Raw genomic sequence first — 21,999 nt, 5'->3', positions numbered from 1 at the left:
CCCATAGAAGAAGGAATCACATGACAGACACCGTACTCAACGTGGCCGGCGTGTCCAAACGCTTTGGCGGCTTGCAAGCCTTGAGCGACGTGGGCATCCAGATCAAGCGTGGCCAGGTCTATGGCCTGATTGGCCCCAACGGCGCGGGTAAAACCACATTTTTCAACGTGCTCACCGGCTTGTACACGCCAGACACTGGTACGTTCGAGCTGGCTGGCAAGCCTTATCGGCCAACCGCTGTGCATGAGGTGGCGAAGGCCGGCATTGCGCGCACGTTTCAAAATATTCGCCTGTTTGCCGAGATGACAGCTATTGAAAATGTCATGGTGGGGCGCCACGTGCGCACCCACTCGGGCTTGCTGGGGGCGGTGTTTCGCACCCCTGGCTTCAAGGCAGAAGAGGCGGCCATTGCGGCCCGAGCCTACGAGCTGCTGGACTATGTGGGCATTGCCAAGCTGGCCGACTTCAAGGCCCGCACCCTGAGCTATGGCGACCAGCGCCGGCTGGAAATTGCCCGCGCGCTGGCCACCGACCCACAATTGATTGCGCTCGATGAGCCCGCTGCCGGCATGAACAGCACCGAAAAAGTGCTGCTGCGTGAGCTGATCGACAAAATCCGCAACGACAACCGCACCATTTTGTTGATTGAGCACGATGTCAAGCTGGTCATGGGTCTGTGCGACCGCGTGACTGTGCTCGATTACGGCAAACAAATCGCAGAAGGCACACCGGCCGATGTGCAGCGCAACGACAAAGTGATTGAAGCCTATTTGGGCACCGGCGGGCACTAAGGCGGCTTGCGGCACAAGGAAAACAACATGGCAAATATTCTTCTCAAAGTTAAAAGTCTCAAGGTGGCCTATGGCGGCATTCAAGCCGTGAAAGGGGTCGATTTTGAAGTGCGCGAAGGCGAACTGGTGTCTCTGATTGGCTCCAACGGCGCTGGCAAAACCACCACCATGAAGGCCATCACCGGCTCACTGCCGATCAACGACGGCGACATTGAGTACCTGGGCAAAAGCATTCGCGGCCAGGGCCCATGGGACCTGGTCAAGCAAGGGCTGGCGATGGTGCCGGAAGGCCGCGGCGTGTTCACCCGCATGACCATTCTGGAAAACCTGCAAATGGGTGCCTACATTCGGGACGACAAGGCCGACATCCTGGCCGACATCGACAAAGTGTTCACGATCTTTCCGCGCCTGAAAGAGCGCAAAGACCAGTTGGCCGGCACCATGAGCGGCGGCGAGCAGCAAATGCTGGCGATGGGCCGCGCCCTGATGAGCCGCCCCAAGGTGCTGCTGCTTGATGAGCCGTCCATGGGCCTGTCGCCCATCATGGTGGACAAGATTTTTGAGGTGGTGCGCGATGTCTACGCGCAGGGCGTGACGGTGCTGCTGGTCGAGCAAAACGCCAGCCGCGCACTGGCCATTGCCGACCGCGGGTATGTGATGGACTCCGGCCTGATCACGATGACGGGCGATGCCAAAACCATGCTCACTGACCCCAAGGTGCGGGCTGCCTACCTAGGCGAGTAATTTATAGTGAAATAGGCTGTAGCCCTTATGAGTAAAGCGTAAGAAGCTATTTAAATGGTAGTGTTATTAACCTGCCTGTGTGTCGACAAAGCCCCGTTGGTTTCCGGCTGGATGATCAATGGTGGGCATGCAGGTGGGGCTTTACTTGCGCAAATGTTCGCACAGGCAATGCCCAGACCTGGGTTTTTGCAAATCTGTTGACATTGCTCAAGGTCTTGGCTGGTGCGGGGCGGCACAGTAGAGCGCATGTTCTCCATCAACACCATTGACCCCAGCGCCCAATCCCAATGTGTTTCTCGCGGGCAAATTTTGTTGCAACGCGGGGTAGACGCGCCGTGGGTCGGTTTCATCGAATCCGGCCGCGTGGCTTTGGGCGTGCTTGAGGGTGAGGTGCTGGAGCATCAAATTGGCGTGCTTGAAGGTCCTTGCTGGCTCGATGCCAGCTCGGTTGTGTTGGGTTTGCCGCATCTGGTAGACGCTGTGGCTGATTCGTCGGTGCAGTTGCGCCAAGTCAGCATTGAAGACTTTCGCAAAGGCATGGCCGACATGCCTGAATCGGCCCAGGCCGTGCTGGCCGATGTTGCGATGGCGCATCGCCGGCAAACCGAATTTGCCGTGAGCCGCCTGGCCAAAGACGCTGAGGCGCGCTGTGCCGAGTGGCTGCTGAGCCATGCGCGCGCCAGCGACCATGGTGTGATGGCGGTTGAGTTGCAGCAGCGAAAACGCAGCATTGCGGCCCAACTTGGCATTGCCCCTGAGACGTTTTCACGGGTGCTGCGCCACTTGCGCGAGCAGAGCCTGATCAGCGGCACGGGCCGAGTGCTTAATCTGGTGAACCCCAACGCGCTGCGCTCGCTGGCTGGCGTTTAAGCCTCGGGATGCCTGCAGATCGTCGTTCGGGGCAGGCTTATCGGGTCCGGTAAGGCAGCCTTTAACGGTCGTTCATTTCTTAAGTGCCCATAACACCCGCTCTGCCGTGGCGGGTGCATTCAACGACACCGCTTTGTCATCCCCCCGAGCTTGCGCCACCGCATCGCGCAAGGCTTCAAACACGCTGATGGCCAGCATGAAGGGCGGCTCACCAACGGCTTTTGAGCCGAACACGTTGTCCTCGGTGTTGGGCTGCTGCCATAAATCGACCTTGAAATGCGCCGGCACATCACCTGCGGTGGGAATCTTGTAGGTGCTGGGGGCGTGGGTGGCCAGCAGGCCTTGGTTGGTCCATACCAGTTCTTCGGTGGTGAGCCAGCCCATACCTTGCACAAAACCACCTTCGATTTGGCCGACGTCAATGGCCGGATTGATGGAGTGGCCCACGTCGTGCAAGATGTCTACTTTGAGCACCCGGCTCTCGCCAGTGAGGGTATCAATGGCTACCTCGGTACACGCGGCACCATAAGCAAAGTAGTAAAAAGGTCGCCCGGTGAGCGTGGTTTTGTCATAGTGGATTTTGGGTGTGCGATAAAAACCGTCGCTCCAGAGCTGGATGCGGTTGGCGTAGGCCAGTGCCACCACGGCCTCGAAATTGCGCGTGGCTTTGGGTGTGGTGACCTGGCCGCCTGCAAATTGCACTGCGCCAGCGCCCACGCCGTCGAGTCCGCAGACAAACGCCGCCAGGTTGTCGCGCACATGGCGCGCCGCAAACTGGGCTGCACGGCCATTCAGGTCGGTGCCGGCCGATGCAGCGGTGGCTGAGGCGTTGGGGATTTTGCTGGTGTCGCTGGCGCTGGACAGCACCCGGTGCAAGGGCACACCCAATTCATCGGCCACAATTTGTGCCACTTTGGTGTGCAGGCCTTGCCCCATCTCGGTGCCTCCGTGGTTCACCATGACGCTGCCGTCCAGGTACACATGCACCAAGGCCCCCGCCTGGTTGAACAGCGTGGCGGTGAAGCTGATGCCAAATTTGACAGGGGTGATGGCCAAGCCGCGCTTGACCACTGGCTGGCTTTTATTCCAAGAAAAAATCGCCTCACGCCGTTCCTGGTATTGCGCCGACAGCTCTAGTTTTGAGAGCAAAGGTTGCAGGATGTTGCCCTCCACCTGCATGCCGTAGTGGGTGGTGTTGCGGCTGGAGCCGTTACCAACCACTTCATCACTGTACAAATTGCGCAGCCTCACGGCCAGTGGGTCAAGCCCCAGGTGCCGCGCGATGTCGCCCAGAATGGCCTCGGTGACGATCATGCCCTGCGGCCCGCCAAAGCCACGAAACGCGGTGTGGCTTTGGGTGTTGAGCTTGCAGCGGTAGGAGGTGATGTCTACGTCTTCCAGAAAATAGGCGTTGTCAGCGTGAAAAATGGCGCGGTCGGCCACCGGGCCCGACAAATCGGCGCTGAAGCCGCAGGCCACCAACATTTGCAGTTGCAGGCCGCACAACCTGCCGGTGTCATCAAACCCCACGGTGTAGTCATAAGTAAACGGGTGACGCTTGCCAGTGACCAGAAAATCGTCGTCCCGATCCAGTCGAAGTTTGACCGGCCTTTTAAGCTTGTGTGCGGCCACGGCAGCCCACACAGCCAGATGCCCAGCTTGAGTTTCTTTGCCACCAAAACCACCACCCATGCGCCGACATTCGACCCGCACGGCGTGGTTGTCCAGCCCGAGCGCATGCGCCACCCAGTGTTGCACCTCGCCGGGGTGCTGCGTGCTGCTGTGAATCAGCCACTGGTTTTGCTCTTGCGGCAACGCGTAAGCCACCTGGCCTTCGAGGTAGAAGTGTTCCTGACCGCCCACTTCCAGCGTACCTTGCAGGGTGTGCGGTGCGCTTGCCAGGGCTTGCGCCGCATTGCCCCGGCGCACCGTCACTGGTGGCAGCACAAAATTTTGTACCTTGAGGGCCTCGCGCACATCCAGCACAGCGGGCAGCGGCTCGATGTGCGGCAGCACTTTGCGGGCCGCCTGGCGGGCCAGCATCATGCTGCTGGCCACCACGAGGCCAATGACCTGGCCCACATGCTGCACGGTATCGGTGGCAAACACCGGCTCGTCCCCGGCAAAGGCCGCCAGCATTTTGTGGCCTGGCACGTCTTCGGCCAGCAACACTGCGTGCACGCCGGGCAGGGCGAGCGCCGCTTGCGTGTCCACCCCCAGCAACTTGCCATGTGCCACTTTGGAAAGGATCGGCGCCGCATACAGCGTGCCGCGCACTTCCGCGATGTCGTCGATGTAAGTGGCGGCACCGGCAATCTGGGCGGCAGCGCTTTCGTGCGGGTGAGACTGACCGCTGGCTGGGCGGTTGTCAAGGCGTGTGGCCAACGTGGTCTGGGTGTTCATGCGTTTTTCCCTTCGGTGTTGAAGGTTGCCAAGTTGACCGATTCCAGGCTGACGTTGTGCTGTCCCTGGCTTTCCAGCCAAAAACGCTGCAGCAAATTGCCCAGCACTTCCAACCGGTAAGCGGCGCTGGCACGCATGTCTGAAATGGGTTGAAATTCACTGCGCAAAGTGCTGGTGGCTTGCAACACAGTGGCCTGTGTCCAGGGTTGGCCACACAGGGTTGCCTCGGTTTGCACAGCTCGCACCGGCGTGGCCGCAACACCGCCTGTGCCCAGAGAAGCTGCGATGACCTGGCCGTCTCGTAACTGCAAGTTGACGGCCAAACAAACGGCAGAGATGTCGCCTTCAAAACGCTTGGACACTTTGTAGACCCGCAGCAGTTCATCGGTTTGGGGCCGCGGCACATGCACAAAAGCCAGCACCTCGTCTGCCGCCATGATATTTTTTCGGTAGCCGGTGTAGAGGTTTTCCAGTGGCAACTCACGCGCGCCGCGCACACTCATCAGCACCACGCTGGCGCGCAAGGCAATCAGCAGCGGCATGCTGTCGCCAATCGGCGAGCCGTTGGCTATGTTGCCGCCCAGTGTGCCCGAGTTGCGCACCGGCAGGCCGGCAAAGCGACTGAAAAAGCTGTGCAGTTGCAGCCGGTCTGCCTCCAGTGCGGCAAAGGCATCAGTCAAGTTGACGGCTGCACCAATCAGGGTGTGGCTGTCATTCACCTCGATGGTCTTGAGCTCGGCCACGCGGGTCACGTCCAGTACCTGCGCAAAGTCCATGTGCAACTTGTTGACCCACAAGCCCACATCGGTGCAGCCCGCCACGATCTGCGCACCAGGATGTGCCACGCGCGCCGCCAGCAGCTCGCTTAAGCTGCTTGGGGAAATATATGAAAAATCAGGCTCTAGCCCTTGTTTATTATGTGCAAGCAGCTGCAATTTAGATAGCAGATCAGTGTCGTTCACCTGAACGCGGGGCAGTTCTGCCATGTGTTGTGCCGCGTCCAGAATGGGTCGGTAGCCGGTGCAGCGGCACAGGTTGCCGGACAGCGCCTCTTGTGCCAGCGTGCGCGTGACGGGTGTGTCTTTGAGTACCTGGTTTTGGTACACGCCAAACAGGCTCATGGCAAAACCGGGCGTACAAAAGCCGCACTGGCTGGCGTGGCACTGGTGCAGGGCAAGTTGTACCGGGTGCGGTGTGCCGTCCGGGGCGGCCAGGTCGGCGGCAGTCCAAAGCGCCATGCCATGAATTGAATGCGCCAGGCGAATGCAGCTGTTGACAGCGCTGAAGCTGATGTGGTCATCTTGTGCCTCGCCCAGCACCACGGTGCAGGCACCGCAGTCGCCTTCGTTACAGCCCTCTTTTGTGGCGCTGTGGTTCAGGTCTTCGCGTAGCAACTGCAACAGCGTTCGCGTCGGGGCAATGTTGGGCAGCGCGACGAGGTCGCCCCGCCAGAAAAATTCAAGCAATGGGTTGGTCATGGTCGGTAGGTGTTAAAAATCAGAAGCACTTTTGTGGACGAAACAAGGCATGGGCACAAGCATAGGACAAATCCTGGATGACGGGGGAGCGTGCGGCACCCGGCACGTTTGGTCAGCTTGCGGGCAAGCAAATGTCGCGCCTGTTGTTTGTCAAATAGAGCCTGGCATTGATCTTGCTCACCGTTTCGGTGACTTGCGTCTGCTCGCAAACCCTAAGACAGTCACTCACCCTTTCATACAAGTCCGGCATTTTTAAGACGTTTTGCCAGTCAAAATACGACACACACATTGAACCCTTCGTCGCCCATGCCCACGCCCCGCCTCCAACTTAACCGCATCACCAAGCGTTACCCCAGCGTGGTCGCCAACAGCGAGGTGTCGTTGACCGTCATGCCGGGGGAAACCCATGCAGTATTGGGCGAAAACGGTGCGGGCAAATCCACGCTGATGAAAATCATCTACGGCTCGGTTAAGCCTGACGAGGGCACGGTGCTGTTCAACGGGCAGGTGGTGCACATCAAGAACCCGCAAGAGGCGCGCGCATTAGGCATCAGCATGGTGTTTCAGCATTTCAGCCTGTTTGACACCATCACCGTGGCTGAGAACGTGTGGCTGGGCCTGAACAAAAGTTTGAGCCTGCAACAAGTCACCGAGAGCATTGTGGCCAAGGCCACCGAATACGGTCTTGACATTGACCCGCTGCGCCCGGTGCACACCTTGAGCGTGGGCGAGATGCAGCGGGTGGAAATCATCCGCGCCCTGCTGACCAACCCGCAGCTGTTGATTCTGGATGAACCCACTTCGGTGCTGACGCCGCAAGCGGTTGACAAACTCTTCGTGGTGCTGAAAAAACTCGCCTCTGAGGGTTGCAGCATTTTGTACATCAGCCACAAGCTGCATGAAATCCGCGAGCTTTGCAACGCCTGCACCGTGTTGCGCGGGGGCCGCGTGACGGGTGTGTGTGACCCGTCGCAGGAGAGCAATGCGTCCCTGTCCAAGCTGATGATCGGGGCCGAGCCGCCGCAGTTGACGCACCGTGCGCAAACGCCGGGTGCGCCTGTGTTGACGCTGCAAAACCTGATTTTGCCGCGTGAAGACCAGTTTGGCGTGGACATTGAAGGCATCAGCCTGCAGGTGCACGCCGGTGAGGTGGTGGGCATTGCCGGGGTGTCTGGCAACGGGCAAAAAGAACTGTTGTGTGCCCTGTCTGGCGAAGACGTACGCGCCAAACCGGGCGCGATTCGCATGAGTGAGGTGGACGTGTCCGGCCTGCACCCGGGGCAGCGGCGCAAACTTGGCCTGCATTTTGTGCCCGAGGAGCGCCTGGGGCGTGGGGCGGTGCCCACGCTCAGTCTGGCGCACAACCTGTTGTTGACGCGCCATGAAGCCATTGCCTGGCCAAAGTGGGGCGGCGGCTGGATTCGCGTCAAACAGCTTGAGCAGCAGGCCGCCAACATCATTGATCGTTTCAAGGTCAAGGCGGGTGGCCCGCGTTCCTTGGCCCGGTCACTGTCGGGTGGCAATTTGCAAAAATTCATTGTCGGTCGCGAGATGGATGCCAATCCCAAGCTGTTCATCGTGTCGCAGCCCACCTGGGGTGTCGATGTGGGCGCCGCAGCGCAAATTCGTGGTGAGATTTTGGCCCTGCGTGATGCCGGCTGTGCGGTGCTGGTGGTCAGTGAAGAGCTTGACGAGTTGTTTGAAGTGTGTGACCGCCTGCACGTGATCTCCCGTGGCCAGCTGTCGCCCTCGGTGCCAATCGCAGAGGCCACCATCGCGCAAATAGGCGAGTGGATGAGCGGCCTGTGGGACGACGATGTGCAGCAGCATCTGGCTGAGCTTGAAAGCGCTGGTCCGGTCGGTGTGGTCGTTCAGGCAGGGGGTCAGCATGCTCAAGCTTGAAGCTCGCCCTGAGCCGTCGAAAACCTGGACCTATGGCTCGCCGCTGCTGGCGCTGCTGATCACTGTGCTGATTGGTGCGCTGATGTTCACCGCCCTGGGCAAAGACCCGCTCAAAGGCCTGGAGATGTTTTTCTGGCAACCCATTCACAACGCTTACGCCCTGGGTGAACTGATGGTCAAGGCGACGCCGCTGCTGATCATTGCGCTGGGGCTGGCGGTGTGTTTCAGGTCGAACGTATGGAACATCGGGGCCGAGGGGCAGTACATCATTGGCGCCATCTTTGCCGGCGGCGTGGCGCTGCTGGCTGACCCGGGCGGTAGCCGCTGGATTGTGCTGCCCATTCTTTTAGCGGGCGTGTTGGGCGGCATGTTGTGGGCCAGCCTGACAGCGCTGCTGCGTGACCGTTTTCATGCCAACGAGATTTTGGTGAGCCTGATGCTGGTGTATGTGGCAGTGCAGGTGCTGAGTTACTTGGTGGGTGGCCCATGGAAAGACCCAGGTGGGTTCAACTTTCCGCAAACCAAAACCTTTGAGGCAGCCACGCGTATTCCCCGCCTGTTTGACGGCTCCCGCGTGAGCATTGGCGCGCTGCTGGCGCTGGTCAGTGTGGCGGGCTTGTGGGTGTTTTTGTTTCGCACACGCGCCGGTTTTGCCTTGCAGGTGGGCGGGCTGGCACCTGCGGCGGCGCGTTATGCCGGGTTTTCATCGCGCAAGGCGCTGTGGACGGCGTTGCTGATCTCGGGCGGCGCAGCGGGCCTGGCCGGTGCGCTTGAGGTGGCCGGGCCCATTGGCCAACTCACACCCTATGTGCCTGCGGGTTACGGCTTTGCCGCCATCATCGTGGCGTTTGTCGGCCGCTTGCACCCGGTGGGCATGGTGTTTTCAGCCATTTTGATGAGCATGTTTTACATTGGCGGCGAGATGGCGCAATCACGACTGGGGCTCACCAAGTCACTCACCGGGGTGTTTCAGGGGTTGTTGTTGTTCAGCCTGCTGGCCTGTGACACGCTGGTTAATTACCGCCTGAAGTGGCAGTCGAGGGGAGGGCGCTGATGGAATCTTATGCACTGCTGCTGGCCGCCACGCTGAACGCGGGTACGGTGTTGGCCATTGCCTCGCTGGGCTTGCTGATCAACGAGAAGGTGGGCATTGTCAATCTGGGCGCCGAGGGCATGATGCTGTGCGCAGCCATTGCCGGTTTTGCCACCGTGGTCAGCACCGGCAATGACTGGCTGGGGTTTGCCGCCGGTATGGGTGTGGGCGCGTTGCTGGCGGCAATTTTTGGTGTGCTGGTGATCTGGCTCAACACCAACCAGTACGCCACCGGCTTGGCACTTACCCTGTTTGGCACGGGTTTTTCGGCCTTTGTTGGCACCAGTTTTGTGCAGGCCAAAATTCCTGAGCGCAGCAGCTTCGCCGTGCCCTATTTGTCGGACATTCCCTGGTTTGGTCCGGCACTGTTTCGGCATCACCCGCTGGTTTATCTGACGGTGCTGCTGGCGCTGGCACTGATCTGGTTCATGTACCGCACGCGCAGCGGTCTGGTGATGCGCAGCGTGGGTGAAAGCCCCGAGTCTGCCCACGCGCTGGGCTATCCGGTGCGTCGTATCCGGCTGCTGGCGGTGGTGGCGGGTGGCGCGCTGTGTGGCCTGGCTGGGGCTTACCTGTCAGTCATTTACACGCCGCTGTGGGTGGAGGGCATGGTGGCGGGCAAGGGATGGATTGCGCTTGCCTTGACGACCTTTGCCACCTGGCGACCCGCGCGGGTGCTGTTGGGGGCTTATTTGTTTGGCGGTGTCACCATGCTGCAGTTTCATTTGCAGGGCGTTGGTGTGGATGTGCCGGCTCAGTTTTTGTCGATGCTGCCCTATGTGGCCACCATTGTGGTGCTGGCGTTGATCTCGCGCAACCCGCAGTGGATTCGCATCAACATGCCCACCAGCCTTGGTAAACCGTTTTACCCAGGTGCCTGATTTGTTCAGGCTTATCATTCGATTTTTCCCGTTGTCCAACCCATCCCTTGTGAAGGAATTGACTTATGACTGACTTGCAAAAACGCTCACTGCTTAAAGTGGCAGCCCTCACCGCCGTGGCCTCCGCTGCGCTGGTGGGCTGCGGTAAAAAAGAAGAGCCCGTACCTGCACCTGCGCCAGCCCCGGTGGCCTCTGCGCCTGCACCTGCACCCAAACCTGAGCCCTTGAAAATTGCCTTTGCCTATGTCGGCCCGGTGGGTGATGGCGGTTGGACATTTGCCCATGACAACGGCCGTAAAGCGCTTGAAAAAGAATTTGGCGAAAAAATCCAAACGTCTTTTGTAGAAAATGTGCCTGAGTCAGCGGACGCCGAGCGCGTGCTGCGCGACATGGCTGGCCAAGGCAACAAGCTGATTTTTGGCACCACCTTTGGCTACATGGAACCCATGCTCAAAGTGGCGGCGGACAACGCTGGTGTCAAGTTTGAACATGCCACCGGCTACAAACAGGCCGACAACATGCGCACCTACGACAGCCGCACCTACGAAGGTGCCTACATGGCGGGCGTGATTGCCGGCAAGATGACCAAGAGCAATACGCTGGGTGTGGTGGCCTCGGTGCCAATCCCTGAAGTGGTGCGCAACATCAACGCCTTCACCCTGGGCGCGCAGTCCAGCAACCCAAAGATCAAAACCAAAGTGGTGTGGGTGAACGGCTGGTTTGACCCACCGAAAGAAACTGAAGCAGCAACGAGCCTGATCAACGGCGGCGCAGACGTGTTGTTCCAGAACACCGACTCCCCAGCAGTTTTGAAAACTGCTGAAGCCAAGGGCAAACGCGCTTTTGGATGGGATTCCGACATGACTGCCTACGGTCCCAAAGCCCATCTGGCATCTGCCGTGATCAACTGGGGTCCGTACTACATCAAGGCCACAAAAGAGGCGCTGGAAGGCAATTGGAAAGCAGGCGCCGGAGCGCACTCATGGTGGGGTGTGAAAGAAGGTGCGATTGACATCGTGAGCATCGCAGAAGACGTGCCTGCCGAGACCAAAGCCAAGGTTGAAGAAGTCAAAAAAGGCCTGGCAGATGGCAGCTTTGTGATCTGGAAAGGCCCCATCACCGACAACACCGGCAAGGTGCAAGTGGCCAAAGATGCGGTGGCAGATGACAAGTTCCTGGGTGGCTTGAACTTCTTCGTGAAGGGTGTCGAGGGCAAGGTGCCTGGGGCGAAGTAAGCGTTTTTGTGTTTGAGTAAAAGCCGCCCTTGAGGCGGCTTTTCTCTTTCAGGCACAGCGTTTGGTGACCGATGACACCGGGGTGAATGCTACTGCGGCTGTAGCCGGTCTTTGGCCCCATCTTTGATGCCGCCACCCCAACCCATCCCCAGCCACCCACAACCGCCGCCGTACAGCCGCCAACATCTCCACTGAACCCGCGCACGGCTCAAGCTCGATTAAATATTTGATCAAAAAATAGGTAAATGGCAACAAATAAACCTATCATTTGAACTAATTTGATCACAAACAGGCAAATGCACCAAACCTTGCCACCCCGCCATGAACGACACCATCACCCAGTTTCTGCACCAGCACCGCATCCATGAGGTCGAATGTGTCATTCCCGACATGACCGGTATTGCCCGCGGCAAGATCCTGCCGAAAGACCTGTTTTTGAGTTCGGGCGAAATGCGCATTCCCAAAAGTGTGCTGCTCAACACCGTCAACGGCCAGCAACCCGACAACGGCCCCTACGTGGGCGAGACCGACCCCGACATGGTGTGCCTGCCCGACGTGTCCACCGCACGGGTGGTGCCGTGGGCGGCGGAACCGGTGGCGGTGGTGATTCATGACTGCCATGAGTTTGATGGCTCGCCGGTGCAACTGTCGCCGCGCAGTGTGTTGCGCCATGTGGTCTCGTTGTACGAAAAACAGGGCTGGAAGCCGGTGGTGGCGCCCGAGATGGAGTTTTATCTGGTGGCGCGCCAGCAAAACCCGCACGAACCCTTGCAGCCGCCGCTGGGGCGCACCGGTAAGTCCGAGGCCGGGCGGCAGTCGTATTCGATTGACGCGGTGAATGACTTTGACCCGTTTTTCATGGAGCTCTCGCAGTTTTGCAGCGTGCACCGGCTGGGTGTGGAAACACTGATTCATGAGGCGGGCGCGGGCCAGATGGAAATCAACTTCAGCCACGGCGACCCAATGGACCTGGCCGACCGGGTGTTCTTGTTCAAACGCACCGTGCGTGAAACGGCGCTGCGGCACGGCATTTTTGCCACCTTCATGGCCAAGCCGATGGAGATGGAACCCGGCAGCGCGATGCACATTCACCAAAGCGTGTTGGACATGGACACCGGGCTCAACATTTTTTCCAATGCCGATGGTTCGGGTAGTGACCACTTCAATCATTACATTGGCGGCTTGCAAAAGTACGTGCCGCAGGTAATGCCGATGCTGGCGCCTTACGTCAATTCGTACCGTCGCTTGTCACGTTTCATGTCGGCCCCGATCAATGTGCAATGGGGCCTGGACAACCGCACTTGCGGCATTCGCGTCCCCAAGTCATCGCCAGACAACCGGCGGGTGGAAAACCGTGTGCCTGGTGTCGATGTCAACCCCTACCTGGCGATGGCGGCCACGCTGGGCTGTGGTTATCTGGGCATGATGGAGCGCCTTAATCCCTCAGACCCGATGACCAGCAGCGCCTGGGATCTGGACTACGAATTGCCCCGCCACCTGGAAGACGCCATCACCCGCATGCGTGGCTGCGACGCCATGGCCGAGGTGTTGTGGCCGTCGTTTGTGAAAGCGTTTTGTGCGGTGAAAGAGCTGGAGTACGCCACTTACAGCCGGGTGATCAGTTCCTGGGAACGGGAGCATTTGCTGTTGCTGGTTTGAGTTTTATAAGCATTTTTGGCCTCTAGCGCTTGTGGCGTATGCGTGAGTAGCTCTTGTTTTTATAGTGTTGTTTGTTTTTCTTATTGGTTGAGGTTGAGATTGATATTTTTTATCGTTGATTCCCCCCCTATCCCCCAACCCCTTTCCACCCCCGCCGGGGCGGAAAGGGGAGCTAACAGCCGTATTTGGCCGCGTCACTTAAACCACGACGTACAACCCCACGGCCAACGAGGCGGTTGGGGTGGGTCGAACGTCAGCGTTCTTGCTGGCGTCAACAGCGCTCAAGCGCCAAAAATCCCCCAAACCTCATCAGGCCTCTACCGCCCACAAGCCAAAGGAGCGTGTACGTCGCCCCAAAAAACACACGCACAAATAGGCTGTTAGCTCCCTTTCTCGCCCGGCGGGGCGAGAAAGGGCGGGGGGATAGAGTGGGGAAATCAACGATAAAAAATCCCACCTTCGCATTCAAAAAAATACAAATAACATAGCTACTACCGCAATGAAATAAAGCGCTAGAGGCCAAAAATGCTTATAAAAAACAAAACCAATCACCAGCCTACCCGCCAGGCCATGGCGGAGCAGGAACGCGCCCGCTTCATCACCCAACACCCCAAATCCCAAGCCCTCGCGCAGCAAGCCCAGCAACACTGGCTGTTCGGTGTGCCGCTGCACTGGATGAGCGACTGGTCCACCCCGTTTGCGCTGCAGGTGGCCAGCGCACAGGGCGCCCACCTCACGGACGCCGATGGCCACAGCTATGTGGATTTTTGCCTGGGTGACACCGGTGCCATGTTTGGCCACGCACCACCGGCCGTGGTGCAGGCCGTGCAGCGCCAGGTGGCGCAAGGCTGCACCACCATGCTCAGCGGGGATGACGCCGCCTGGGTGGGGGCCGAGCTGGCGCGCCGCTTTGGTTTGCCGATGTGGCAAAGTGCGCTGTCGGCCAGCGACGCCAACCGCTTTTTGTTGCGCTGGGTGCGTGCCGCCACCGGGCGCAACAAGCTGCTGGTGTTCAACGGCTGTTACCACGGCACCGTGGACGACGTGTTTGTGGACCTGGTCGGTGGCCAACCCCGGCAGCGTGACAGCCTGCTGGGCCAGGTGTTTGACCCCACCCAACACACGGTGGTGGTCGAGTTCAATGACCTGCCTGCCCTGGAAGCGGCGCTGCAAGCGGGTGACGTGGCCTGTGTGCTGGCCGAGCCGGTCATGACCAACATTGGCATGGTGTTGCCGCAGCCTGGTTTTTGGGAAGCCGCACAAACCTTGATTCACCAGCATGGCGCATTGCTGATCCTGGATGAAACCCACACCTTCAGCAGTGGCCCCGGCGGCTACGCGCGCGCCCATGGCTTGCAGCCGGATGCGCTGGTGCTGGGCAAACCGATTGCCGGGGGTTTGCCGTGTGCTGTCTATGGCTTCAGTGCGGAACTGGCCGAACGCGCCATGCAGGCCAAACGCAGCGCACCGCCCGGCCACTCGGGCATTGGCACCACCCTGACTGGCAACATGCTGGCCATGGCCGCCATGCGCGCCACGCTGGCCGAGGTGGCCACCGACGCCGCCTTTGCGCACATGATGGACCGGGCGGGGGAGGTGGCTGAGGGTCTGCGCGCCAGTATTGCGCGCCACCAGTTGTCCTGGTGTGTCACGCAGGTGGGCGCACGTTGTGAATTTCAGTTTGGTCCGGTGCCCCCCGTCAACGGCAGCCAGGCCGAGGCGTTGTTTGACCCCGAGTTGGAATCCTTGCTCCACTTGGCGCTGCTCAACCGTGGTGTCATGATCACCCCGTTTCACAACATGCTGTTGTGCAGCCCGGCGACCACACAGGCCGATGTGCAACGCTTGTTGACGGCGTTTGACGAGGTGGTGGCGCAGTGGGTGGCAGGGGAACTTGTAAGCGGTGCGCCTAATGTCTGACACCCAACAAGACAGCACCTACGCCACGCTGCGGCAGTGGGTCACAGTGGGCCGCTTTTTGCCCGGCGAGCGGCTCAAGATTCGTGAGGTGGCACAGGCCCTGGGCATGGGCACCATGCCGGTGCGCGCGGCCTTGTTGCGTCTGGCCGCAGAAGGTGCCCTGACGCATAGCCCCAATTGCGGCGTCTCGGTGCCCCGGCTGTCCAAGGCCGAGTTTGACGATGTGTTGCAAAACCGCCTGCTGCTTGAAGGCGAGGCCGCAGAGCGCGGCGCACTCCGGTTGTCAGCCGGTGACAAAGACGTGTTGAGAGCCCTGCTGGCCGTGATGACGCAGGCGCTGGCGGCCAAAGATGCCAAGGCATACCTGGACGCCAACGAAGCATTTCACATGGTGTTGTACCGTGCGGCGGGTTCGCCGCTGCTGTTGAATTTGATCGAGACGGTTTGGCTCAAGGTGGGCCCGTTGTCCAACCAGCTCTTTGACGACAATGCCGCCTTGGGTGTACTCAATGACGCCCATGATGACCTGATGGGCGCGCTGGACGCTGGCGATGCGGCTGCGGCGCGGCGTGCGCTGGAGCGTGATTTGTTTGTGGCCGGGCAGTTTTTACGGCGAGTCTGTCAAAAGGGTGACGGCCCCGCGCTGCCCATGAAAAAGGAAAAAATCTCATGAAGTTGATGAAACCGGTCTCTTCCGAGCGTCTGCCCGAGTTGCTCAGGCGCATGCCCAAGGCCGAGCTGCACATGCACATTGAAGGCTCGCTGGAGCCTGAGCTGATGTTTGCCCTGGCGGCCCGCAACGGCTTGGCCGTGCCTTACCCGGACGTGGAAGCACTGCGGCGCGCCTACGTGTTCAATAACCTGCAGGAGTTTTTGGACATTTACCACGCGGGCACTTTGGTGCTGCGCACCGAGCAAGACTTTTACGACATGGCCTGGGCCTACCTGCAGCGCGCCGCAGCAGACAACGTGCTGCACACCGAGATCTTCTTTGACACCCAAACCCACACCGGCCATGGTGTCAGTGCCGATGTGGTCATCAACGGCCTGCACCGCGCGTGTGTCGATGCCCAAGTCAAACTGGGCCTGAGTGCCTCACTGATCCTGTGTTTTTTGCGCCATTTGAGCGAGGCCGAAGCCTTTGAAGCGCTGGAGCAAGCCTTGCCACACCGCGACAAATTGGTCGGCATTGGTCTGGCATCGAGCGAGCTTGGGCACCCGCCTGAGAAATTCGCCAAGGTGTTCGCCAAAGCGCGCGCACTTGATTTCAGGCTGGTTGCACATGCGGGTGAAGAGGGGCCACCGGCCTACATTTGGAGCGCCCTGGATGTTTTGAGAGTTGAGCGCATTGACCACGGCGTGCAGGCCCTGCGCGACCCCGCCCTGATCCAGCGCTTGGTACAAGACAAGGTGCCGCTCACGGTCTGCCCCTTGTCTAACCTGAAGTTGCGGGTGTTCCCCACCTTGGCGCAGCACAACCTGGGCGCCATGTTGGACGCTGGCTTGGTGGCCACGGTCAATTCAGATGACCCGGCGTATTTTGGTGGTTACATCAACGAAAACTTCGCCCAGACCTTTACCGCGCTCGGGCTCACCGCCCAACACGCCTGGCAACTGGCACACAACAGCTTCGAGGCCAGTTTCATTGACGCATCCGCCAAGCGGGTGTTGCATGACCGGTTGGAAGAGTTTTTCGAGACGTTTTAATCCTATTTTCCGCAGTTGAACAATCAATAGTTAGTGGCCTCACCGCAGGCCCAGGTGCAGACCCAGGTTCGGGCACAAGAGCAACTTCAGCTCAAGGCCAAAGGCTAGTTGAACGCCAAATAGCGTGATCAGGGTCGACCGGTAAGAGGCAGCGCGGCTCAGTCGCCACCCGGCAACACCACCCAGGCGGCCAGGCCGCCGCCCTCGCGCGCCTCGAGCCGGACCACCCAGCCGTTCGCGTGGGCGAGTTGCTGCACGATCGCCAGCCCCAGCCCGAAGCCACCCGTGGCCTGGCTGCGCGAAATCTCCAGGCGGTGAAACGGCCGCATGACGGCGTCAAGCTGATCGGCTGGAATGCCCGTACCGCGGTCGAGCACACCCACGCGCGCACCGGCCGGCCCTCCAGGTTTGGCGGGCGGCAATGCCTGACCGACCAACTCGACCGGACCAGGCGCATACCGCAACGCATTGCCCAGAAAATTGTCGATGATGCGGGCGAGCATGCCCGGCGGTGCCCGCACAAACAAACCATCCACGCAGTGCACCGACAGGACTGAGCCGGCTGCTTCAACGGCCGCGTGCTGCACTTGAGCACGCTCCCTGAGCCATGCAACCAGGTCGAACTCTTGGGCGGTCTCAACCTTCAGGCCGCGGGCAATGTCGAGCAATTGCCCGATCAACTGGTTCATCTCGTCAATGTCAAGCTTAAGTCGCTGCAACAGCCCGGGTTCGGGTTTGAGCGAGAGCATTTCCAGCGCCAGCCGCATGCGCGTCAGGGGCGTACGCAGGTCGTGGGAAATCCCGGCAAACAATGTTGCGCGGGCATCGCTGAGTTCACGCACTTGCAGCGCCATGTGGTTGAAGTGGCGCGCCAGCTCAGCCAGTTCGCGCGGTCCGGTTTCAGGTAACAGGGCCGGGTCGGCGCCCCGGGCCAGATGCGCTGCCGCCAGTTCTAGGCGGGCCACGGGCTTGGCGATGCGGCTCGCCAGCCACCAGGCAAGCAGGGGCACCAGCAGCATGCCCACAGCCAAGGCCGCCGTGAGCGCGCCAAGCGGGTTGGCCTGCATGCGGCTTCTGGCAAAGCCGACCACATCGTCCGGCCCTGTGAACGGCTGCCACGCGTGTCTTTAGCCGACCTTATTCACGGCATTGACACCCGTGGAGCAACAGTTACCAAACTTGAATTCAAAATTTCCTCGGGCCTAACGCCCAATTCTGGCGGACGGCTTTAGGTGGTGGCACCTGTGCCTGAGCCAGCAACCAAAAATGAAACTGTGGCAGCCAGCGCGAACCGGCTCAGTTTCACTTTTGGTGCTTTCATACGTGTCTCCTTGTTGAACAGTGGATCAAAGACTGAACTCACCCGTGTGCCGGATTTGACGACGTTTTGAGCCCACTAGGATGCCAAGCGCCAGAAGCATAAGCGCCACGCTAGATGGCTCTGGCACAACTTGTGTCAGGTACACACCAGCCCAGCCGAGAGCCTCGCCGTTGATGATGCCTTCCATGCTTGCATTGATCACCAGCCAGCCGTTGCGGAAGGAGTCGCGCTCAATCCCCAGCGAGGTGAGCGACAACCCAGCGGCGCGGGAGTCGGAGTCGAGCGCTTCACCAAACATTCTAGAAGTCAGCAGCGCGAACGGGTCGGTGAGGTCGCTGACATCGCGGTCGAGGTACAGGCCGAACGCATTGTCAGTCTCCAGGGCCTTAAAGACGACCTTCTGCCCGTCGGAGGCGATGAAGGCGCTGGAGCGCCAGCGTGCGCCTTCTTCCTCTTCCGTGACCACATTACCGTCCTGTCCGGCGTTGCCGGAGAAGTTCCAGAACAGGAAGTCCTCGTACTTCGAGTCGGTCTGTGCGACAAGCTTCAACTCACCAGTGAGGGTATCTTTCTGGAAGATGCCTTGGTGTACGGGCACCTCACGCGTCGTGACGCCAGTGTGATTGCTAGGTACAGAGGGGTCGAGTCCTGGTTCCTTCAGCGGCGTTTGAAGCGCACAGAAGTTGCGAACCGCCACATTGCCGTCGGCCGGGCAGTTCAGCGTGACGGTGCGCTTTTCGGCGCCCCAAGCACCCCAGAAGGACATGTAGCGACCGTCAAAGGACAGGCCTTCACCGATGAGGTTGAGCGCGTTGCCGGTGCCGTTCGTGACGCCCGGCACTGTGTCGCCAATCGCCACCAGCGTCGTCAGGCTTCTGTCCGTGCCGACCTTGCCCATGTAGATGCCGCCAGCGGTAGGTGCCTCTTCATTGTCAAGGCCGGTGAAGACGACCTTGCCCTTGGCTGCGCTGGGCGGTGAGGTCGAGCCGAAGACAATCGCTGCAGTGGTCGGGTCGTTGTCGGGCTGGTTCGGCAGCGCCATCCCGCGATAGGCGATCGGCACGGCAACCTCTTTGCCGTTATTGCTAAGAAGATCGCGGTAGAACACACCGGTCAGCGCGGTACCGTCGGCATCGGCGTAGTTGCCCTTGAACGCAATGTATTTACCGTCGAAGGCTGCAGGTGCACCCGGGAACTGCTCAAACGGCAGTTGATTCCCATTGACGGCTGGCTGCGGCACCTGGAATTGAGATTGTTCAAGCACCATGCCAAGCTTCTGCTCGCCAGTGGTCAACCCACCGCCAGTCGTGGTGTAGATGCCGGTAGTGCCGACGCGCGTTTCGGTGTTGTCAGGCAGTAGGTATGTGTACACCGGCTTTGTCTGGCCCCGCGTTGCGATTAGTGTCGAGCCGGCGTCTATGCGCGGGAGCGAAGGGAACTCGGTGAACGTCGCGGTGAGGTTGTTCGGCTCTGGCACTGTGCCACCCACCACGGCGATGGCTTGCACCGACGCTGCAGGCACGCTCATGTCGCGTGAGAACACGCCCGAGACCCGTCCGGTCTCGCCGCCCTGCGTGCGACCGCGGAACACGACCAGTGCGTCGTTGTTCACCGACGACCCGCTGTAGCTGTTGAACAGCTGCGCAGAAGTCGGATTTGTTGGATCCGGCGCCACAACGCCGTTGTTGACAACGGTCGTCCACGTCAATACAGGTTCAGCTGCCGCTGGGTAGATCCACGCAACCCCGGCGAGCGCAGCACACAGGGCGACCACTGAACGGGATGACCTTAGGTGGAAGCCACCAACGCTTAAATCAGCCCGGGGTCGATGGACGCCGGATTTCTTTTTGTCCTTGATGTCTGTGGTGGTGGGTGCTGGCCTGGACACGGTTAGTGCAACATTCTTTCTGTAATTTCCCCGAGCATTGAATCCGACGGATTGGTCGGTTTCTGGTTTTTGGGATTTTTAAAATCAGGCCCCTGCCAGGCCGCCGGAGGCGCCCCCCCGAAGTCTGGCGCTTGCCTTGACCATCCAGAAAGAATTTATCATGGCCCAAAGAGCCAATCTCGAAGACGTTTCCCAGCCATTGCACGATGCCTATGCCTGCTTACTTGCCAACGGTCTTGATGGTGCGGGCGAAGCGCTTCGCATCCTCGTCAACGAAGCCTCACGCATTGAGCGCGCCCAGCATCTGCAGGCCATGCCCTACGAACGCAGTGCCCAGCGTATCGACCAAGCCAACGGCTACAAGCCCAAGACGATGCTTACCCGCATGGGCGAAATCACCTTTGAGGTGCCACAGGTGAGGAGCGGTGGTTTTTACCCCAGCGCGCTGGAGCGCGGCAGCCGCTCTGAGCAGTCGGTCAATCTGGCGCTGGCTGAGATGTACGTGCAAGGCGTCTCCACACGCAAAGTCATCGAGGTCTTGCAAAAGCTCGTTGGCCCCGAGGTCAGTGTCTCATCGACGCAGATCAGCCGCTGTGCCGAGAAGCTCGATATCGGGCTTCAAGCCTGGCGCAACCGGCCTCTGGATGAGACACCCTACCTGTTACTCGATGCACGCTATGAACGTGTGCGCGAGGCAGGCCAAGTAGTGGACTGCGCCGTGTTGGTGGCTGTTGGCGTCACAGCAAGTGGCCACCGGCGAGTGCTGGGCGTGTCGGTTGCATTGTCCGAGGCAGAGGTGCACTGGCGGGCGTTTCTGGACAGCCTGATTCAGCGCGGCCTGCGTGGTGTCAAGTTCATTGCCAGTGATGACCACGGCGGACTCAAGGCGGCGCGCAAAGCCTTGTTTGCAGGTGTACCCTGGCAGCGCTGCCAGTTTCACCTGCAGCACAACGCTCAGGGTTATGTATCCAAGCTCGACCGCAGAGTGCCTGTGGCGCGCACCATTCGCGCCATCTTCAATGCGCCTGATGTGAACGAGGCCAACAGGTTGTTGGGTCAGGCGATTCAGAGTTGGAGAACAGAGCACCCCAAATTGGCCGTTTGGGCCGAGACGAATCTGACCGAAGGTTTTGCGGTGTTCGCACTGCCGCCAGAGCACCGGGTGCGCATGCGCACGACCAATGGGCTGGAGAGGCTCAACAAAGAGATCAAACGTCGAACGCGGGTAGCAACCCTGTTTCCCAACACCGCCAGTTGCCTACGACTGGTCACGGCCATCTTGGCTGAACAAGACGAGGAGTGGATGACCGCAAAGATCTATCTGACTATGAAACCCTGACCCCGCTTATTCACAACAGACCAAAACCAGATTCCGGTAATTTACAGAAAAGAAGTTGCTTTATCTGGACACGAGGTCTATGGCAGCATGTTTGTATGTTTTTAGCATGGCAATTCCCTAATAAAGTTGAGACTCAAACACGCTATTGCGGGGTGCATCACCTACTTCATGAGATATCGCCCCGTCAATCGCGTGGCTGAGTTCAGAGCATCAACTATGCCCATGACGGAAAAGGGTTGTAAGTCATTGATTAATCAATGACTTATAAATTGTGTAGTGATGTTGTGTCACAAATGACATCGAATATGTCAATATTTCCGACAAAACTTGGTCATCACATGTCGAACAATTTTGATACCGCAGCCTGTAATTGGTAGTCAATTGTTAATTCACAATTGGTCATCGCATCAATAGGTACTGACATTGAAAATGTCAGTACCTATTTCCAAGATCAGCCGAACAGACGTGCGAAATCCATCTTCAAAACGGTGATTTTTCTGTCATTTTTTTGTCGAGAAGAATAAAAAAATTTCCCCACTGTCATTTTTTCCGACACTTTTCGCTGCACGCTGGCAATTTTTCCTATTTTCCAAAGTTATTCCGTTGCAGTAGGAGCTGAGGTGTGGGGTTTAAAGCGAGAACTTTGTCGGCGATATAGCGTGCCAAGGCAAACCAGCGTTGTGATTCTTATAACTGCGGCGCAGTGTTCCTAATGTGCTCAATACCCGCACGGACAGTGGCGATCATGGCCTTGATCTACTTGACTGT

Annotated in this window: 16 protein-coding genes; 12 read left to right on the top strand and 4 right to left on the bottom strand. The window is 59.3% G+C overall.

All coding sequences use genetic code 11. The features are described 5' to 3' along the window. Positions 1 to 20 precede the first annotated feature (20 nt). The 3 genes from PHQ58_RS00770 (at position 21) to PHQ58_RS00760 (ending at position 2,405) form a co-directional block, all read left to right on the top strand. Positions 21 to 791 (top strand): ABC transporter ATP-binding protein, encoded by a 771-nt coding sequence (locus tag PHQ58_RS00770; protein ID WP_300105777.1) that lies wholly within the window; start codon positions 21 to 23, stop codon positions 789 to 791. A gap of 27 nt (positions 792 to 818) precedes the next feature. Next, positions 819 to 1,535, top strand: a complete 717-nt coding sequence (locus PHQ58_RS00765) for an ABC transporter ATP-binding protein (RefSeq protein ID WP_300105775.1) — start codon at positions 819 to 821, stop codon at positions 1,533 to 1,535. Positions 1,536 to 1,781: 246 nt separating this feature from the next. After that, positions 1,782 to 2,405 carry a Crp/Fnr family transcriptional regulator gene (locus PHQ58_RS00760; protein WP_300105773.1) on the top strand — a complete coding sequence of 208 codons (624 nt, stop codon included), beginning with the start codon at positions 1,782 to 1,784 and terminating at the stop codon, positions 2,403 to 2,405. A gap of 72 nt (positions 2,406 to 2,477) precedes the next feature. Here PHQ58_RS00760 and xdhB read toward each other — a convergent pair whose 3' ends face one another. Together xdhB and xdhA are read right to left on the bottom strand one after the other, a co-directional pair. After that, positions 2,478 to 4,808 carry a xanthine dehydrogenase molybdopterin binding subunit gene (gene xdhB, locus PHQ58_RS00755; protein WP_300105771.1) on the bottom strand — a complete coding sequence of 777 codons (2,331 nt, stop codon included), beginning with the start codon at positions 4,806 to 4,808 and terminating at the stop codon, positions 2,478 to 2,480. Then, entirely contained in the window at positions 4,805 to 6,286 is a 1,482-nt protein-coding gene (gene xdhA / locus PHQ58_RS00750) for a xanthine dehydrogenase small subunit (RefSeq protein ID WP_300105769.1), read from the bottom strand. The genes xdhB and xdhA overlap by 4 nt, the downstream gene beginning before the upstream one ends. A gap of 306 nt (positions 6,287 to 6,592) precedes the next feature. Between xdhA and PHQ58_RS00745 the strand changes: the two genes are divergently transcribed. The 8 genes from PHQ58_RS00745 to PHQ58_RS00710 all read left to right on the top strand — a co-directional run bounded on the left by PHQ58_RS00745 (position 6,593) and on the right by PHQ58_RS00710 (position 16,683). Further along, a complete protein-coding gene (locus PHQ58_RS00745) occupies positions 6,593 to 8,188 on the top strand; it encodes an ABC transporter ATP-binding protein (protein ID WP_300105767.1) in 1,596 nt (531 codons plus the stop codon). Further along, a complete protein-coding gene (locus PHQ58_RS00740) occupies positions 8,175 to 9,242 on the top strand; it encodes an ABC transporter permease (protein ID WP_300105765.1) in 1,068 nt (355 codons plus the stop codon). The genes PHQ58_RS00745 and PHQ58_RS00740 overlap by 14 nt, the downstream gene beginning before the upstream one ends. After that, entirely contained in the window at positions 9,242 to 10,162 is a 921-nt protein-coding gene (locus PHQ58_RS00735; RefSeq protein WP_300105763.1) for an ABC transporter permease, read from the top strand. The genes PHQ58_RS00740 and PHQ58_RS00735 overlap by 1 nt, the downstream gene beginning before the upstream one ends. Positions 10,163 to 10,227: 65 nt before the next feature. Continuing rightward, a complete protein-coding gene (locus PHQ58_RS00730) occupies positions 10,228 to 11,397 on the top strand; it encodes a BMP family ABC transporter substrate-binding protein (protein WP_300105761.1) in 1,170 nt (389 codons plus the stop codon). A 321-nt stretch (positions 11,398 to 11,718) separates the two neighbouring features. Next, positions 11,719 to 13,056 carry a glutamine synthetase family protein gene (locus PHQ58_RS00725; RefSeq protein WP_300105760.1) on the top strand — a complete coding sequence of 446 codons (1,338 nt, stop codon included), beginning with the start codon at positions 11,719 to 11,721 and terminating at the stop codon, positions 13,054 to 13,056. A 525-nt stretch (positions 13,057 to 13,581) separates the two neighbouring features. Then, positions 13,582 to 14,976, top strand: coding sequence for an aspartate aminotransferase family protein (locus PHQ58_RS00720; protein WP_300105759.1), 1,395 nt, complete (start codon positions 13,582 to 13,584; stop codon positions 14,974 to 14,976). Further along, the gene (locus PHQ58_RS00715; RefSeq protein ID WP_300105757.1) at positions 14,969 to 15,649 is read left to right on the top strand and encodes a GntR family transcriptional regulator; all 681 of its coding nucleotides are present in this window, start codon (positions 14,969 to 14,971) and stop codon (positions 15,647 to 15,649) included. Before PHQ58_RS00720 ends, PHQ58_RS00715 begins: the two co-directional genes overlap by 8 nt. Next, positions 15,646 to 16,683 (top strand): adenosine deaminase, encoded by a 1,038-nt coding sequence (locus PHQ58_RS00710; RefSeq protein ID WP_300105755.1) that lies wholly within the window; start codon positions 15,646 to 15,648, stop codon positions 16,681 to 16,683. Before PHQ58_RS00715 ends, PHQ58_RS00710 begins: the two co-directional genes overlap by 4 nt. Before the next feature lie 158 nt (positions 16,684 to 16,841). Here PHQ58_RS00710 and PHQ58_RS00705 read toward each other — a convergent pair whose 3' ends face one another. Together PHQ58_RS00705 and PHQ58_RS00700 are read right to left on the bottom strand one after the other, a co-directional pair. After that, positions 16,842 to 17,750: an ATP-binding protein gene (locus tag PHQ58_RS00705; protein ID WP_300105753.1), complete on the bottom strand. Its 909-nt coding sequence runs from the start codon at positions 17,748 to 17,750 to the stop codon at positions 16,842 to 16,844. 279 nt (positions 17,751 to 18,029) lie between these two features. Continuing rightward, positions 18,030 to 19,712 (bottom strand): PEP-CTERM sorting domain-containing protein, encoded by a 1,683-nt coding sequence (locus PHQ58_RS00700; RefSeq protein ID WP_300105751.1) that lies wholly within the window; start codon positions 19,710 to 19,712, stop codon positions 18,030 to 18,032. Between the two features lie 340 nt (positions 19,713 to 20,052). Here PHQ58_RS00700 and PHQ58_RS00695 point away from each other — a divergent pair, with 340 nt between their 5' ends. After that, positions 20,053 to 21,231, top strand: coding sequence for an IS256 family transposase (locus PHQ58_RS00695; RefSeq protein WP_300105750.1), 1,179 nt, complete (start codon positions 20,053 to 20,055; stop codon positions 21,229 to 21,231). The last annotated feature ends 768 nt before the right edge of the window (positions 21,232 to 21,999 follow it).

The organism is Rhodoferax sp., from assembly GCF_028688795.1.
GTDB lineage: Bacteria > Pseudomonadota > Gammaproteobacteria > Burkholderiales > Burkholderiaceae_C > Rhodoferax.
The sequence above is the reverse complement of the archived record's forward strand: the minus strand, read 5'-3'. Positions and strand labels throughout refer to the sequence as shown.